This is a genomic window from Pseudoalteromonas sp. APC 3691 (assembly GCF_030408135.1).
Classification (GTDB): Bacteria; Pseudomonadota; Gammaproteobacteria; order Enterobacterales; family Alteromonadaceae; genus Pseudoalteromonas.
Map to the genome: position 1 here is coordinate 18,424 of NZ_JASDCB010000051.1, position 14,558 is coordinate 32,981.

The 14,558-nt window shown below is 39.7% G+C and carries 17 protein-coding genes; 4 read left to right on the plus strand and 13 right to left on the minus strand.

Going from position 1 to position 14,558, the window contains the following annotated elements:
- Window positions 1–23 precede the first annotated feature (23 nt).
- The 11 genes from QL998_RS14945 to rpoE form a co-directional block, all read right to left on the minus strand.
- Complete coding sequence (locus QL998_RS14945) at window positions 24–1,349, minus strand: IS4 family transposase (protein WP_024604027.1); 1,326 nt, start codon at window positions 1,347–1,349, stop codon at window positions 24–26.
- 147 nt (window positions 1,350–1,496) lie between these two features.
- Complete coding sequence (pdxJ, locus tag QL998_RS14950; protein WP_182197901.1) at window positions 1,497–2,228, minus strand: pyridoxine 5'-phosphate synthase; 732 nt, start codon at window positions 2,226–2,228, stop codon at window positions 1,497–1,499.
- 22 nt (window positions 2,229–2,250) lie between these two features.
- Entirely contained in the window at window positions 2,251–2,943 is a 693-nt protein-coding gene (gene recO, locus QL998_RS14955; RefSeq protein ID WP_002958713.1) for a DNA repair protein RecO, read from the minus strand.
- A gap of 20 nt (window positions 2,944–2,963) precedes the next feature.
- On the minus strand, window positions 2,964–3,896 hold the full coding sequence (era, locus tag QL998_RS14960; protein WP_002958714.1) for a GTPase Era: 933 nt from the start codon (window positions 3,894–3,896) through the stop codon (window positions 2,964–2,966).
- Complete coding sequence (rnc, locus tag QL998_RS14965) at window positions 3,886–4,563, minus strand: ribonuclease III (RefSeq protein ID WP_002958715.1); 678 nt, start codon at window positions 4,561–4,563, stop codon at window positions 3,886–3,888. The genes era and rnc overlap by 11 nt, the downstream gene beginning before the upstream one ends.
- A gap of 2 nt (window positions 4,564–4,565) precedes the next feature.
- Window positions 4,566–5,501 (minus strand): signal peptidase I, encoded by a 936-nt coding sequence (lepB, locus tag QL998_RS14970; protein WP_024604704.1) that lies wholly within the window; start codon window positions 5,499–5,501, stop codon window positions 4,566–4,568.
- A gap of 16 nt (window positions 5,502–5,517) precedes the next feature.
- Entirely contained in the window at window positions 5,518–7,305 is a 1,788-nt protein-coding gene (lepA, locus tag QL998_RS14975) for a translation elongation factor 4 (RefSeq protein ID WP_002958717.1), read from the minus strand.
- A gap of 275 nt (window positions 7,306–7,580) precedes the next feature.
- Window positions 7,581–8,030: a SoxR reducing system RseC family protein gene (locus QL998_RS14980; RefSeq protein ID WP_024594973.1), complete on the minus strand. Its 450-nt coding sequence runs from the start codon at window positions 8,028–8,030 to the stop codon at window positions 7,581–7,583.
- Window positions 8,031–8,050: 20 nt separating this feature from the next.
- The gene (locus QL998_RS14985; RefSeq protein ID WP_024594972.1) at window positions 8,051–9,001 is read right to left on the minus strand and encodes a MucB/RseB C-terminal domain-containing protein; all 951 of its coding nucleotides are present in this window, start codon (window positions 8,999–9,001) and stop codon (window positions 8,051–8,053) included.
- A gap of 4 nt (window positions 9,002–9,005) precedes the next feature.
- Window positions 9,006–9,623 carry an RseA family anti-sigma factor gene (locus QL998_RS14990; protein ID WP_165742747.1) on the minus strand — a complete coding sequence of 206 codons (618 nt, stop codon included), beginning with the start codon at window positions 9,621–9,623 and terminating at the stop codon, window positions 9,006–9,008.
- A 1-nt stretch (window position 9,624) separates the two neighbouring features.
- Window positions 9,625–10,206 (minus strand): RNA polymerase sigma factor RpoE, encoded by a 582-nt coding sequence (gene rpoE, locus QL998_RS14995; protein WP_002958721.1) that lies wholly within the window; start codon window positions 10,204–10,206, stop codon window positions 9,625–9,627.
- 245 nt (window positions 10,207–10,451) lie between these two features.
- On the opposite strand from rpoE, the gene nadB reads away from it, so the two are divergent.
- Entirely contained in the window at window positions 10,452–12,062 is a 1,611-nt protein-coding gene (gene nadB, locus QL998_RS15000; RefSeq protein WP_002958722.1) for an L-aspartate oxidase, read from the plus strand.
- On the opposite strand, the gene QL998_RS15005 is transcribed toward nadB, so the two are convergent.
- Together QL998_RS15005 and QL998_RS15010 are read right to left on the minus strand one after the other, a co-directional pair.
- On the minus strand, window positions 12,037–12,393 hold the full coding sequence (locus tag QL998_RS15005) for a hypothetical protein (RefSeq protein ID WP_024604708.1): 357 nt from the start codon (window positions 12,391–12,393) through the stop codon (window positions 12,037–12,039). The two genes, nadB and QL998_RS15005, sit on opposite strands and share 26 nt — an antisense overlap.
- 55 nt (window positions 12,394–12,448) lie before the next feature.
- Window positions 12,449–12,700, minus strand: coding sequence for a succinate dehydrogenase assembly factor 2 (locus tag QL998_RS15010; RefSeq protein WP_002958724.1), 252 nt, complete (start codon window positions 12,698–12,700; stop codon window positions 12,449–12,451).
- 164 nt (window positions 12,701–12,864) lie between these two features.
- Here QL998_RS15010 and QL998_RS15015 point away from each other — a divergent pair, with 164 nt between their 5' ends.
- From QL998_RS15015 to QL998_RS15025, 3 genes are all read left to right on the plus strand, one after another.
- On the plus strand, window positions 12,865–13,776 hold the full coding sequence (locus QL998_RS15015; protein ID WP_165742748.1) for a folate-binding protein YgfZ: 912 nt from the start codon (window positions 12,865–12,867) through the stop codon (window positions 13,774–13,776).
- Window positions 13,777–13,788: 12 nt separating this feature from the next.
- Window positions 13,789–14,274: a peptidylprolyl isomerase gene (locus QL998_RS15020; RefSeq protein ID WP_002958726.1), complete on the plus strand. Its 486-nt coding sequence runs from the start codon at window positions 13,789–13,791 to the stop codon at window positions 14,272–14,274.
- Window positions 14,275–14,404: 130 nt separating this feature from the next.
- The coding region (locus QL998_RS15025) for a transposase domain-containing protein (protein WP_182198119.1) at window positions 14,405–14,558 on the plus strand (154 nt) is incomplete at its 3' end.

Sequence of the window (14,558 nt, forward strand, 5' to 3'; positions counted from 1 at the left end):
CGCGGTATTTACCGTAATGTCAGTCAGTTAACACTGACTGGCTTTTTTTTATAGGGATATTTAGATGGTTTCTTTTTCACACATCGTGGAAAGCTGCGCTCATGATGCCTTGTTGGTAACTGAAATAGCGTCAGCGTTTCTAATAAATGCTCATAGCGTTTTGGTAAATTTCCCGGACTTGTCAGTGGGATAGTTAACAGAAATACATTGATATGTCTTGAACAATGAGAAAAACTCAGTTGATTTGGCCATACTTCCAGTAACTCTGCTGCCTCACGCATGGCTATTCTTATAATATTGTAGGCAATTAGTAACCCCCACAATTCTTGCCTTATCATATCCGGCCTTTTTGAGCGTAGGATATAGTTTGAGTGCAACATTGTTTGTTTTATTTCTCGATATCCTATTTCTATTTCCCAGCGATGCATGTACAAATCAGCGATTTCTTTTGATGGGTAACGCATTACATCAAGCATTGATGTAAGAATCTGATACTGCTTATTATTATGCGTGTAAGTAAGCAGCCGAGCTTCTATAAACTCTGGCAAGTCAGTAAACTTTTTTCGCGCTTGTGGCGATGTTTTAAGACGCACTAACTGGTCATTTTTACTCATTTTCTTTATGGTATCAACGGTTAAGCCTTTTCTGACAGGTATCATCCAGTGCCTTTCAGTCCCTGCTTGGTGCCAACGATGCAAAAGCCCTAATGAATAATAACCGCGATCAAATAAGGTTAATGAGTTATCCGGTGTACCTTCAATGAGCTCTTCAGCGAGTGTCATTTCTCCTTGATGTTGCCCGTTAAAAGTACAATTAATGAGTTGATGGCTCGTTAGCTCCATGTGGCATACCATCCGAATTTGCGGATAGGTATTTTCACCATACTGGGTTGAGCCACACCCAAATACGTCTTTATTCTCTGGCGTATCATGTGTACGAAAAACAACGCCATCAACTGCTAATAGATTTAAGCCACAAAATGTATCGAAGTGGGCATGATTATAATGCCGTGACGCCATCATCTTGAAGACCTGCTCGACAGCATCTTCACCTAAGCGTTGTCTCGCTTGAACCATGGCACTAGGGGCAACTAGTTTCCCTTTACCTGGTAAGGCGATGTCCATTTTAGAGGCTATATCCCAAACAGATTCATGACGAAATAAACTCATACCAATCACAGACCAAACGACAGCATCGAGTGGTAGGCGACGTTTACGAACGGTGGCGACACCCGATTTTTCAAAAGCTTGGTTAAGTAATTCGGGATCTAAGATGCCAGATAAGTTATCAAGCGTTGTAAATTCATCAGCAGATGAGAAGGTGGTTGAAAGAGCTGTTTGAATATCCATAAAAAAACCGTAATTAGCGAAACTAATTACGGATTATTCACGATCATTTAGATCGGTCAACCGATCAATTAACCTTAACTGATCGGCATTACGGTATTTACCGCGTTTTTTTAATTAAGCTTTTTTAAATACTTATATTTTCTTATCTTACATTCTTGCTTCAATCATTAATCGTTTCATGTCACGTACGGCTTTTTCAAGCCCATCTATAGCTGCACGAGCAATAATAGCGTGACCAATATTTAGCTCATAAATCTCAGGCATTGCAGCGATTGGTTTCACGTTATGATAATGAAGACCATGGCCAGCGTTAACAATCAAACCTAAGCTTGCTGCGTATTTTACACCTTCACGAATGTGCTCTAACTCTTTGTGTAAATCAGTATCATTTGTTGCATCAGCGTACGCCCCTGTGTGTATTTCTACATAAGGAGCACCACATTCTTTGGCTGCATCTAACTGTGCTTTATCTGCATCAATAAATAGCGATACTTTAATACCCGCTTCGGTAAGCGTTTTTGTTGCTGCTTTAATTTTATCTATATTACCGGCTACGTCTAAGCCACCTTCGGTTGTTAATTCTTCGCGCTTTTCAGGTACTAAACACACGTACTCAGGTTTTACTTCAAGCGCGATTTTTATCATTTCATCGGTAACAGCGGTTTCAAGATTCATACGAGTTTGAATGGTTTTAGCCATTACATAAACGTCGCGATCTTGAATATGGCGTCTGTCTTCACGTAAGTGAATCGTAATACCGTCTGCGCCTGCATGCTCTGCTACACTGGCTGCATGAGCGGGATCTGGATAGCTTGTTCCACGCGCTTGGCGAAGTGTTGCAATATGATCTACGTTTACACCCAAAAGAATATCTTTCATTTTCTTACCTGTAAAATTACGTTTATTGAGAGGCCATAAATAGCTCGCGGCTTTTTAATGGTTTACTACCTAATAAGGGTTTTAATAAATAGCGACTTAATTGCTTTGCCATATATAGCACATCATTTTGGCTAAAGTCATGATTTGCTATGGCGTTGAGTTGTTTGCCACTAAATCCAGAACGTGTATCTTCTTGTACTAAAAAACCAAGTTCGGGGAAATAACTATACGTCTGCTTTTCATCTATTGGTTCACCACTGGCGTCAAAACTAAAATCCACGCCATAACCGAGTAATTCCAATAGTTGAAACTCGTATGAGCGAAGCACCTCTTGTAAATTAGCCCCGCTGTTTAGGTTTGATAGATGAGTTTTATATAGCTCAAATACTTGTTCAATTGGCTCGTTAACAGGAACGATACGATTTGTAAGCTCATTTAAATAAAAACCACAATAAAGCTCATCACCTTTTAAAAAGTGCGAGTTCCCATGCAGTTCAAACTTATTGATATATTTTAAATCGTACTTGCCACTGTAATTAACAAGCAGTGCCTGAAACGGCTGAAGTTGTGCTTTATGTTTAGTGGCCTGGCGACCACTAATTCGGGCCAGCATTCTTAACTGACCAACGCCTTCTACAAGCATATCTAACATTACTTGGGAGTCACTATAAGGACGCCGATGTAATAAATACGCGGTGTAGAAGTCGCTATCCATTCACTAAGCTACTGCTTGGTTTAGTCTTCACTGTAACCTAAGCTTCTTAGTGCACGTTCATCGTCAGCCCAACCCGACTTAACTTTAACCCAAAGCTCTAAGAATACTTTGTTATCAAGCATTTCTTCTATGTCTTTACGGGCTTCACGACCAATGGTTTTTAGCTTTTCGCCTTTATTACCAATAACCATGCGTTTTTGTGTTTCGCGCTCAACAAGAATTAACCCGTTGATATGCCAAATACCGTTGTCTTGCCATTTAAACTGCTCAATTTCAACAGTTACAGAATACGGCAATTCTTCGCCCATAAAACGCATTAGTTTTTCACGAATTACTTCAGCTGCCATAAAGCGCATTGAACGGTCAGTTACATAATCTTCCGGAAAGTAAAATTCGCAAGGAGGTAAGCGTTTAGTTACTTCTGCTTTGATTAAATCAACATTTTTACCTTGCGTTGCCGATACAGGCATAATTCCAACAAAATCAAACTTGTCACTTAACCACTTCATATGAGGCAACACAAGGTCACGGTCTTTAACTTGGTCTATTTTATTAATAACCAATAATACCGGCTTACCACTTTGCGATACTTTATTAAGTACCATGTCGTCATCGGCATTCCAATGAGTGCCCTCAACTACAAAAATAATAAGCTCTACATCGCCGATAGAACTAGACGCGGCACGGTTCATTAAACGGTTAATCGCACGTTTTTCTTCAACGTGTAGACCTGGTGTATCTATGTATACCGCTTGGTGTTTACCTTCGGTATGAATACCCATAATACGATGACGCGTGGTTTGTGGTTTACGTGAGGTAATACTCACTTTTTGCTCAATAATTTCATTAAGCAAAGTCGACTTACCTACGTTTGGGCGCCCTACAATAGCAACCATTCCACAAAACGTATCTACATCACCTTCATGAGGCTGTATTAGGGTATCAAGGTTCATTTTTAAGTATCTTCAATGCTTTTTCAGCAGCTTTTTGTTCGGCTTTACGGCGCGAGCTACCTACAGAAATTATGCTATCCATTCCATCAACAATACATTCGACCGTGAATGTTTGATTGTGTGCTTGGCCTTTGGTATCAACCACAGTGTAACCCGGTAAAGATAATTTACGGGCTTGCAAATACTCTTGCAGCAGGGTCTTCGGATCTTTTTGGTTAAGCCCTGGTGAAATAGCATCTAATCGTGATTCGTACCATGACAATATAAGATCGCCACAGCTATCAATACCTGAATCTAAAAATGCAGCGCCAATAATAGCCTCTACTGCATCAGCAAGCGTTGACTCACGACGGAATCCGCCACTTTTAAGCTCGCCCGGCCCTAAGCGTAAATAATCACCTAGGCCAAATTCAAGACCAAACTCGGCAAGTGTTTGACCACGCACAAGCGTTGAGCGCATGCGGCTTAAATCGCCTTCACGCGCTTTAGGAAATTTGGCATAAAGTGCATTGGCAATCACAAAGCTTAAAATAGAGTCGCCTAAAAATTCTAGTCGCTCATTATGCTGGCCTTTGTGGCTGCGGTGCGTCATTGCTTGCTCAAGTAAACCTTGATCGGCAAATTCATAGCCAATTTTTTTATATAATTCTGTTACATTTTTTTTCATCGTTACTGAATATTACCTAGGCGCTCAAAGCGAACACCAGTTGGAACCCATCCTGGTAAAATATCATCAGGGCCATTCTCAAATTCAAAACTCATCCATATAAAGACAGCTTTACCCACCAAGTTTTCTTTTGGTACAAAGCCCCAAAAGCGACCATCTTGGCTGTTGTCGCGGTTATCACCCATCATAAAATAATGATCAGCAGGAACAGTCCATTCATCAGAAGGCGTGCCCGGTTGCTGGTAGTAACGCCCTTTTCTCTCAGGCGCTTGTGGGTTGATTAATATATCATGCGTAACTGTTGTTAAATTTTCATTTACACGAGCTAGAGGCATTGGGCCTTGTTTAAATTCGTTATCATTAATTAGTTTAAAATCAATTTTATTGAATTCATTACATAAAAGCTCACCCTGCTGGGTTTCGCCTTCTTTACAATTTGGCTGAATATATAAACGTTTATCGCGATAAACAATTTTATCGCCAGGTAAACCAATTGTACGTTTAATATAGTCAACATTTTCATCTAAAGGGTATTTAAAAACAACAATATCACCACGCACAGGCTGCCCAATATCAACTAATTGAGTACGCCAAACAGGGTCTTTTATTCCATATGAATACTTTTGTACTAAAATAAAATCACCTACTAATAATGTAGGCATCATTGAACCGGATGGAATTTGAAACGGTTCAAAGATAAATGATCTAAAAATAGTAATTGCTGCAATCATCGGGAAAATCGACTTTGCTGTTTCTGTTAGTACTGGTTCTGGTGCAATTAATGCCGCAGTTTCTTCATCTAACGGAGCTCCAGCAGACGTTTGCGCTATCGCTAAGCGCTCCTGCCTTTTTGGGGCGTACATTAAGTGATCTATTAACCATATTAAGCCTGAGCCTAAAGTTAATAACACCAATAAAACTGAAAAATAACCAGCCATTTATAATCCTTTGTTTTTATTTGCCAACTTTTAAAATAGCTAAAAACGCTTCTTGAGGCACTTCAACATTACCTACTTGCTTCATACGTTTTTTACCATCTTTTTGCTTTTTAAGTAGCTTTTTCTTACGACTCACATCACCGCCGTAACACTTAGCAATTACGTTTTTACGTAATTGTTTTACCGTAGTACGGGCAATAACATGTTGTCCGATAGCAGCTTGAATCGCTATATCAAACATTTGACGTGGGATAAGCTCTTTTAACGCATCAGCTAACTGGCGACCACGAGACTGTGCACCATCTCTGTGAACAATTATCGCAAGTGCGTCAACGCGCTCACCATTGATTAAAATATCAACACGCACCATATCTGATGTTTGAAAGTGTTTAAAGTTATAATCAAGCGACGCAAAACCACGGCTAGTTGATTTTAATTTATCAAAGAAGTCCATCACCACTTCAGCCATAGGTAGCTCGTAAGTTACAGCTACTTGCTTTCCGTGATAAGTCATTTTTGTTTGGCTACCACGTTTTTCAATACACAAAGTAATAACGTTACCTAGGTATTCTTGTGGTACCAAAATATTAGCTTCAACAATCGGCTCACGAATCTCTACAATATCGTTTACTGCAGGCAAATCAGATGGATTATCAATCTGAAATGTACCTTCTTTAGTAACTATCTCATAGATTACCGTAGGTGCTGTTGTAATTAAATCAATATCGTATTCACGCTCTAAACGCTCTTGAATGATTTCCATGTGTAGCATACCTAAAAAGCCACAGCGGAAACCAAAGCCTAGTGCAGTTGAATTCTCTGGTTCAAAGAATAACGACGCATCGTTTAAGCTTAATTTATTAAGTGCATCACGGAACGATTCATACTCATCTGATGCAATTGGGAACATACCCGCATAAACCTGAGGCTTAATTTTTTGAAAGCCCGGTAAGCGAAGTGGAGCTGCATTTTTTTGATGAGTAATAGTGTCACCTACTGGCGCACCATGTATCTCTTTAATACCAGCAATAACAAACCCTACTTCACCTGTTCTTAAAATACCGGTGTTGGTTTGCTTAGGAGTGAACACACCTACTTGGTCGGCAGTATGTATATGCTCGTTCGACATTATTTTTATTTTGTCGCCAGTGCGTAATTCACCGTGCTTAATACGCACTAGTGATACAACGCCTTGGTATGGGTCAAACCAAGAATCGATAATAAGTGCTTGTAAAGGTGCATCTTTGTCGCCTACTGGCGGCGGTACATCTTTAACAATCATTTCAAGAACTTCGGCAATACCTACACCTGTTTTAGCGCTACACTGCACTGCATCAAGGGCATCAATACCAATAATCTCTTCAATTTCTTCTGCAACACGTAAAGGATCCGCTTGCGGTAAATCGATTTTATTAAGTACTGGAATTACTTCTAATTCCATTTCAATAGCGGTGTAACAGTTAGCTAGTGTTTGTGCTTCAACGCCTTGGCCTGCATCAACAACAAGCAACGCGCCTTCACAAGCAGCTAAAGATCGTGAAACTTCATACGTAAAATCAACGTGTCCTGGAGTATCAATAAAATTAAGTTGGTAGGTTTCGCCGTCGTTCGCTTTGTAATTCAACGTTACACTTTGCGCTTTAATGGTAATACCACGTTCGCGCTCAATATCCATTGAATCCAAAACTTGTTTTTGCATTTCACGGTCGGTTAAACCGCCACAAACTTGGATCAAACGATCTGAAAGGGTCGATTTACCATGGTCAATATGGGCGATGATCGAAAAATTACGGATATGCTTCATAAACTGGATTCTATACTTCTATTTTAATGGACTAAATATGAATACCTAAGTGACTTGAAAATACTTGCTTTAGGATGCCATAAGCTAAATTTGTATATAACAAACAGTACTTACGCTTTTTAAGATGGGTTACAACCATTTTATGTATTGAATAACAATAAGTTATATTTACTTAACTTAAATAATTCAGTCAGATAAAATAATTTAAAAAACCACGATTCCCTGTATTTCCAAGTTACTTTGGTATAAAACGGCAATTTTACATTTAATTGGCGTCAATCACCATCTATTTGAGTTAAAGGGATACTAATTGGGTGAATTTTTATAACTTTTATATCGTGCTTTAGAGATTTCACGCGAGTTTTAGCTATAAAAAAGCCAGTAACGCCACCTAGAGCAGCAGCTAAAATCTGCCAGCCTTCGGAAGCTATAAACAATTGCGCCGCAACAAATGCAAAAACAAGACTCAAAAGGAGCGGTAGCATGTAAACCGCAAAAGCATGCTTAACGACATGACTATCATCTAGTGACAAAGTGACCTTTTGCCCTATTTCTACTGAGGATTCAAATTTATAAGGAAAGGTTTTTTTTGCAGTGCCAAATAATTTACTAAACACTTGTGAGCCGCAACGACCATTGCAGCCTTCACAAGCTTGTTTTTGCTGTGCTTCTAAATGAGCAATGTGGCCATCGAGGGCCACAACAGTGAGGGTTTGTTCAATCATAACAATCCTTACGGAATCGTCTATAGTGCGCGAGTAACTGACTCTGCAATCGCTTTTGCGGTCATACTCGGTACATTACCAACAACCGATACATCAAAATTACCGCCATTATGCACATATACTGTCGTTGCACCAGAAGTGAGTGCTCCACTTAAACGCTTACCTGGTAATGGGCGCTGAATAAATACAGAAACCTCAACAAAACCATCAGAGAACAAGTAATAATCAGTTAACTCGTTATTTAAATCGAGCTTATGTCTGTCTGATTTTAGCAACTCAAAGCCATCTGGTAACCAACTGATTTTCCAATTAGTGGCAGTACTATCTTCATTTATAAGTGCATTGTTTGGCAAAGGCGTTGGAAAGTTTCGATTGAGCACTTCAACTAGCATACCGGCTGGCTGCTCTGTCACACTAATATGTGTAAGCTGTAACTGCTCTAAGGCTTCTCCTTCATGGTTAACGTACGCTGCTTTTAGTAACAACGACGATTCCATATCCAACCAAATCCAGTAATTATATTTATACTCGTCTTTAGATTCAATGCGAACAAGTTGCGCTGCACGCCCTGCAATACGCCCTTTTCCGCCTAGTACAAAATCATAATGCGCACTTAAGCGATCTATATCTTTAAAAAGTACTTCAGGGATTGGACCTGCTATTGAATCTGTTTTTAGAGAATATGGTTCAGACTGAGGTTCAAAATAAGTAACTTGATTATCGATACGGACCATTTCAAGCCCAGCACCGTTAAGTAAACTTAAATGCTCAAGTTCGGTGTCACCTTGTAAAGCATGCACCCATCGGTAGGGTTCCATTGTTTTACCTTTGACAACCACAAACGAGGCGTCAAAATTACGGGTGTGAACGGCATTAGCCATTTTGAGTAATAAATCTTTGGCAGGATTTGTGTCGTTGGCAAATGCATTAAAGCTTACTACCAACGACAGAACAAAAGTGATTACTTTCATTTAATTAGTTTTTTTCCTCAGACGCTTTGGTATTAGTTTGCGCTGTTTCTAAAGAATTCGCAACTCGTGCTTGGCGTTGATGCTCAAGAACTAACGCACCAATACGCTGTTGCTGTAGTTCACGTAAACCTTGCTCAGCATTTTCAAGCGCAGGCTCAGACGAATAACTTACTGGCGAGGCCATACCTGCTAGCGGTGTGGTTTGCAGTAATGGAATTTCACTTTGCTGCTCATTGTTACTTTGAGGAAGCGTATTAACGCCCACAATAGCAAACATCGCTACACTTGCTGCAATAGCTAATTGGGCAACTGGTTTGCGCCAATTAAAAGCGACTACTTTATTACCTTGTACTGTTTCAGTGATTGCTTGAGGCTGTGTTTTTGACTGACTAAAGTCAGCATAAACAGGCTCGCTTTCTAGTGCTAATGCAACGCGATCGCTAATATCAATATGTATGTCGTTATTATTTTTTTGAGCACGCATCGCATCACCAATTAACGCATAACGGCCAAACGTAGTTACATCTTGCTCTGCAATTTTTGCATCAGTTAGATGTTGCTCGCCATCAAGTAATGCCGATAACGCTTCGTTATCTAACTTGTTAAGGTGTGCTTTTGTCATACTAAGACTCGCCTATTAATGGGTTTAATTTGTTATCTATTGCTTCACGGGCACGAAATATACGCGAACGCACAGTCCCGACTGGGCAATCCATTACCACGGCTATTTCTTCATAGCTCATCCCTTCTATTTCTCTAAGGGTGATTGCGGTTTTAAGATCTTCAGGCAAACTATCAATCGTATTAAAAATAACAGCGCGTACTTCTTCGCTTAAAAGTAGGTTTTCAGGAGATGCATTCGATCGCATTGAATCTGCACAATCATAAAACTCGGCATCTTCAGCGTCTATATCATTTGCTGGCGGCTTACGCCCCTGGGCTACTAAGTAATTTTTAGCACAATTAACGGCAATACGGTATAACCACGTGTAAAAGGCGCTGTCACCTCTAAAGTTAGGAAGTGCACGGTAAGCTTTAATAAAAGCTTCTTGTGCTACATCAGCAATATCGCCTTGGTTAGATACATAACGTGAGATCAAACCTGCAATTTTGTTTTGATACTTCTTTACTAATAGGTTGAAGGCGTTTTTATCTCCTTGCTGGACCCTTTTTACTAGCACTAAATCTAATTCCTGCTCGCTCATTCGAGCCGGTACTCCTATGTCTGATTTTTGCTTGTTATTCATATTGTCGTCATTGTTCACAAATACTCTGACCTCTTTATGAATAAAAAGTTCTGCTTAATATTATTTTTTTATAAAATAGATGATAATAACGGCGCTAAGCCTTTAAAATCACTACGTAGTAGTATGACAAATATGATACAACTACAGATATTAAAAACAAATATTGCTCTATATGAGCATTGTAACCGCAAAGTACCTCTGACATGAACCAAAATAAACATCACATTGCAGATGTCGCTATTATAGGTAGCGGCGCAGCAGGCTTATCACTTGCATTATCTCTAGCTAATTATTGTAACGTTACCGTGATCAGTAAAGGAGCGCTTACCGAAGGTTCTACTTTGTATGCCCAAGGCGGTATAGCTGCTGTATTTGATAAACAAAACGACAGCATAGAATCTCATGTTGAAGATACACTCGATGCAGGCGGCGGTTTATGCGATAGAGACGCTGTTCATTATACCGCCAGCAATGCTCACGATTGCCTACAGTGGTTAATCGACCAAGGCGTACCCTTTGATATGGAGTTTGATAGCAAAGGAAAAGAGCGTTTTCACTTAACACGTGAAGGTGGTCACAGCCATCGTCGTATATTGCATGCAGCCGATGCAACAGGCAAAGCGGTGCAAACAACACTTATCAGCCAAGTTAAAATTCATAAAAATATAACGCTTTTAGAGCAATACAACGCCATTGATTTAATCACAGATAAAAGCGCCGGAAAAACAGGCTCACACATTGAAGGCATGTATGTGTGGAACAAAAAAGCTAAAAAGGTAGAAACCATTTCAGCTAAATTTGTTGCTCTTGCAACCGGTGGTGCAAGTAAAGTGTATTTATATACATCTAATCCAGACGTATCAAGTGGTGATGGTATTGCAATGGCTTGGCGTGCAGGTTGTAAAGTTGCCAACATGGAATTTAATCAATTTCATCCAACAAGTCTTTATCATCCAGAGCTACAAAACTTTTTAATTACCGAAGCCATGCGCGGTGAAGGGGCTTATTTAAAGCGCCCTGATGGAACTCGGTTTATGAAAGACTTTGATAGCCGTGAAGAGCTTGCTCCACGCGATATAGTGGCACGCGCAATCGATTTTGAAATGAAGCGCTTAGGCGCCAATTGTGTTTATTTAGATATTAGCCACAAAGATAAAGACTTTATTATTGAGCACTTTCCTACTATTTACGCAAAATGCCTAAGTGTAGGGCTTGATATAACAAAAGAAGCAATCCCTGTTGTACCTGCTGCGCATTACACTTGTGGTGGCGTAATGACCGACTTTAACGGTAAAACAGATCTCGATAACTTGTATGCTGTTGGCGAAGTTGCTTACACAGGCTTGCATGGTGCAAACCGTATGGCAAGTAATTCACTATTAGAGTGCATTGTATTTGCCCACGCTGCAGCTAAAGATATTTTAAGTAAAATTGAACATGCACCAGAGCCGATGGCGCTTCCTCATTGGGATGAGAGCCGTGTTAGTAACTCAGATGAAGAAATTGTTATTACCCATAACTGGCATGAACTACGTTTATTTATGTGGGATTATGTAGGTATTGTACGCTCTACTAAACGCTTAGAACGAGCACTGCATAGAGTTGAGTTGCTACAGCAAGAAATACACGATTACTATGCAAACTTTAGAGTAAGTAACAACTTACTTGAGCTTCGTAATTTAGTGCAAGTATCAGAGCTAATTATTAGAAGTGCTATGGAGCGAAAAGAAAGCAGAGGCTTGCATTACACTATTGATTACCCTGAACAAAGTGAAAATCCAACGCCGACTATTTTGACTCCAAAACGCAATTAATTGCGCCGACAGTGGCACGTTTTAGACGCGCATAACTTTGCTCATTAACGCCATTGGCTGAAATTATAAGCCAATGGTTGTTACTAAAACCTTTAATATGAAGCCATATATTATTACCATAAAATCGGCTTTTGTTACTTATTTCACCCTGAATTTTTAAGCTCTCGCCCTCAAATCTAAATAACTTTGGTTCTAATATTATAATTCCCTCATTTGGGTGAATTGCTAATACTTTGCGCCACATTATCAAGCCAGCTAGTGCATTTATTATTAAACAAAAAAGCATAGCTAATAGTGAATCTAAAAATAAACATAATATAAAACTGAGCATACAAAAAAAGACCACAATTGGTTTGTGGTCAGCTTTATTATTTGTAACCGTAAACCTATACACGAACTCGGTCTAAGATCAGCGAAACCATACCGTTTAACTGCTCGTCTTTACATTCTTCATGACCCATAAACCATGCAAATAAGTCAGGGTCTTCTTCTGTTAGCAAACGCTGAAAGATAGCCTGTTGCTCTGCGCTCAAAGAGTCGTATGCTTCTTCTACAAACGGCATAAACAAAACATCTAGCTCTAACATGCCACGACGACAAGCCCAACGAATACGTGCTTTACTATGAATTTCAACCATTTTAAACCTCATACTTAATTGACTCGAGTTTAACAAACACAAGCCTATTTAGCAGCTATTAATCTCTCATTAAATAATAAACCCGCACCAATAAGCGCTTGTCTGTACCATACGTAACAACTGCGTTATTATGTCACTTCATTTATATTGCAAAGAAGGTTTTTATGTCGAGCGTTTATTCATGTCCGTTATCTCATCAACTTATTAGCCTCTGCGGTGCTGATAAATTATCTTATTTGCACGGACAAATCACTCAAGATCTAAATAAATTAACCAGCAGTAATTATTTGTGGGCTGGCCATTGCAGCGCCAAAGGTAAACTTTGGGGTGTATTTAAATTATTTTCTTACCAAGATAGTTACTACCTTGCGGGTAGCCAAGCTGAAGTTGAAAAATCATTAGCTGAACTTAAAAAATACGCTGTATTTGCAAAAGTTGATATTACTGAATGCTCAAAGCGTTTAATTGGTTTAATTGGTGATGATTTATCGGATGTGCTGGCACAACTTGATATTAGCTTTGAAGGCGATGCAAGCGCGTGTGATTTTACGAATGGTAAAGCGCTAAAATTAGCTGATAACCGTGTTTTAATAATGGTTGATAACCAATTTAGCATGCCTGATAACGTATCCACACTTGATAACGAAGCCCCTTGGCAACAAGCAGCGATGCTTGCCGGTGAGCCTCAGCTAAGTGCAGATGCAATTGGCGAGTACGTTCCTCAAATGGTAAACCTACATGCTATTGGCGGTATAAGTTTCAAAAAAGGGTGTTATACCGGTCAAGAAACAGTAGCCCGTATGAAGTACCTTGGTAAAAATAAACGTGCAATGTATATCGTTTCAGGGCAAAGCGAAGGGATTCTTTCAGAGCCTGATTTAGAAACCCAATTAGGCGAAAATTGGCGCCGTGCAGGTAAACTTATTGCACAAAGCTTTGATGAGCAAACAAATAAATTAACAGGCCTCGTTGTGTTGCCAAACGATACTGATGTAACTCAGGTACTTCGTGCAAAACACACACCTCAGGTGGAGCTAAGCATTCTGCCTCTACCCTACTCTCTTGAAGATGAATAAATAGGAATGACTATGATCGTTGCGGCAAACAAAGTGGTAAAAATGCATTATTCAGTAATGGATAATGATGGCAATAGCATTGATAACTCGTTCGGTGGTGAGCCACTACACTTTATCATTGGCACAGGCTATTTAATTTCAGGCCTAGAAAATGCTTTGCTGGGCAAGCAACCAGGCGACACGCTTAGCGTAAAGGTTGAACCTGAAGAAGGTTACGGCGAGCGCCACGAAAACCTAATGCAAGCAGTACCTAAATCAATGTTTGAAGGTATGGAAATTGAAGTTGGCATGCAATTTCGTGCATCAACAGATGATGGTGACCAATCAGTAATGATCATCGATATCCAAGATGAAGAAGTGATTGTAGATGGTAATAACCCACTTGCAGGTATAACACTTAACTTTGATGTAGAAATACTAGAAGTACGTGATGCGACAGAAGATGAATTAACTCACGGCCACGTACATGGCGAAGGTGGGTGTGGTCACGACCACTAATGTACTGCTAAACAAATAAAAAAGCGCCTTAGGCGCTAACACCGATCAGTTAAGGTATTTTTGATCGGTTGACCGATCTTTTGGTTGCTTCACAATACCCTTATCATCTTTTGATTATGAGGGTATTTTTATGCTTAGTCATTGGTTACTTGATACAGATATATTCGCCACTCCTGACTCTTTATCTACATTTCAGAAACATATCCCTCTTGAGTGGATTTCTAATGTGCTCGAGCAGACCGATAAAGCAAGTATTCGCAAACGTAAGTTACCTGCTGAGCTTG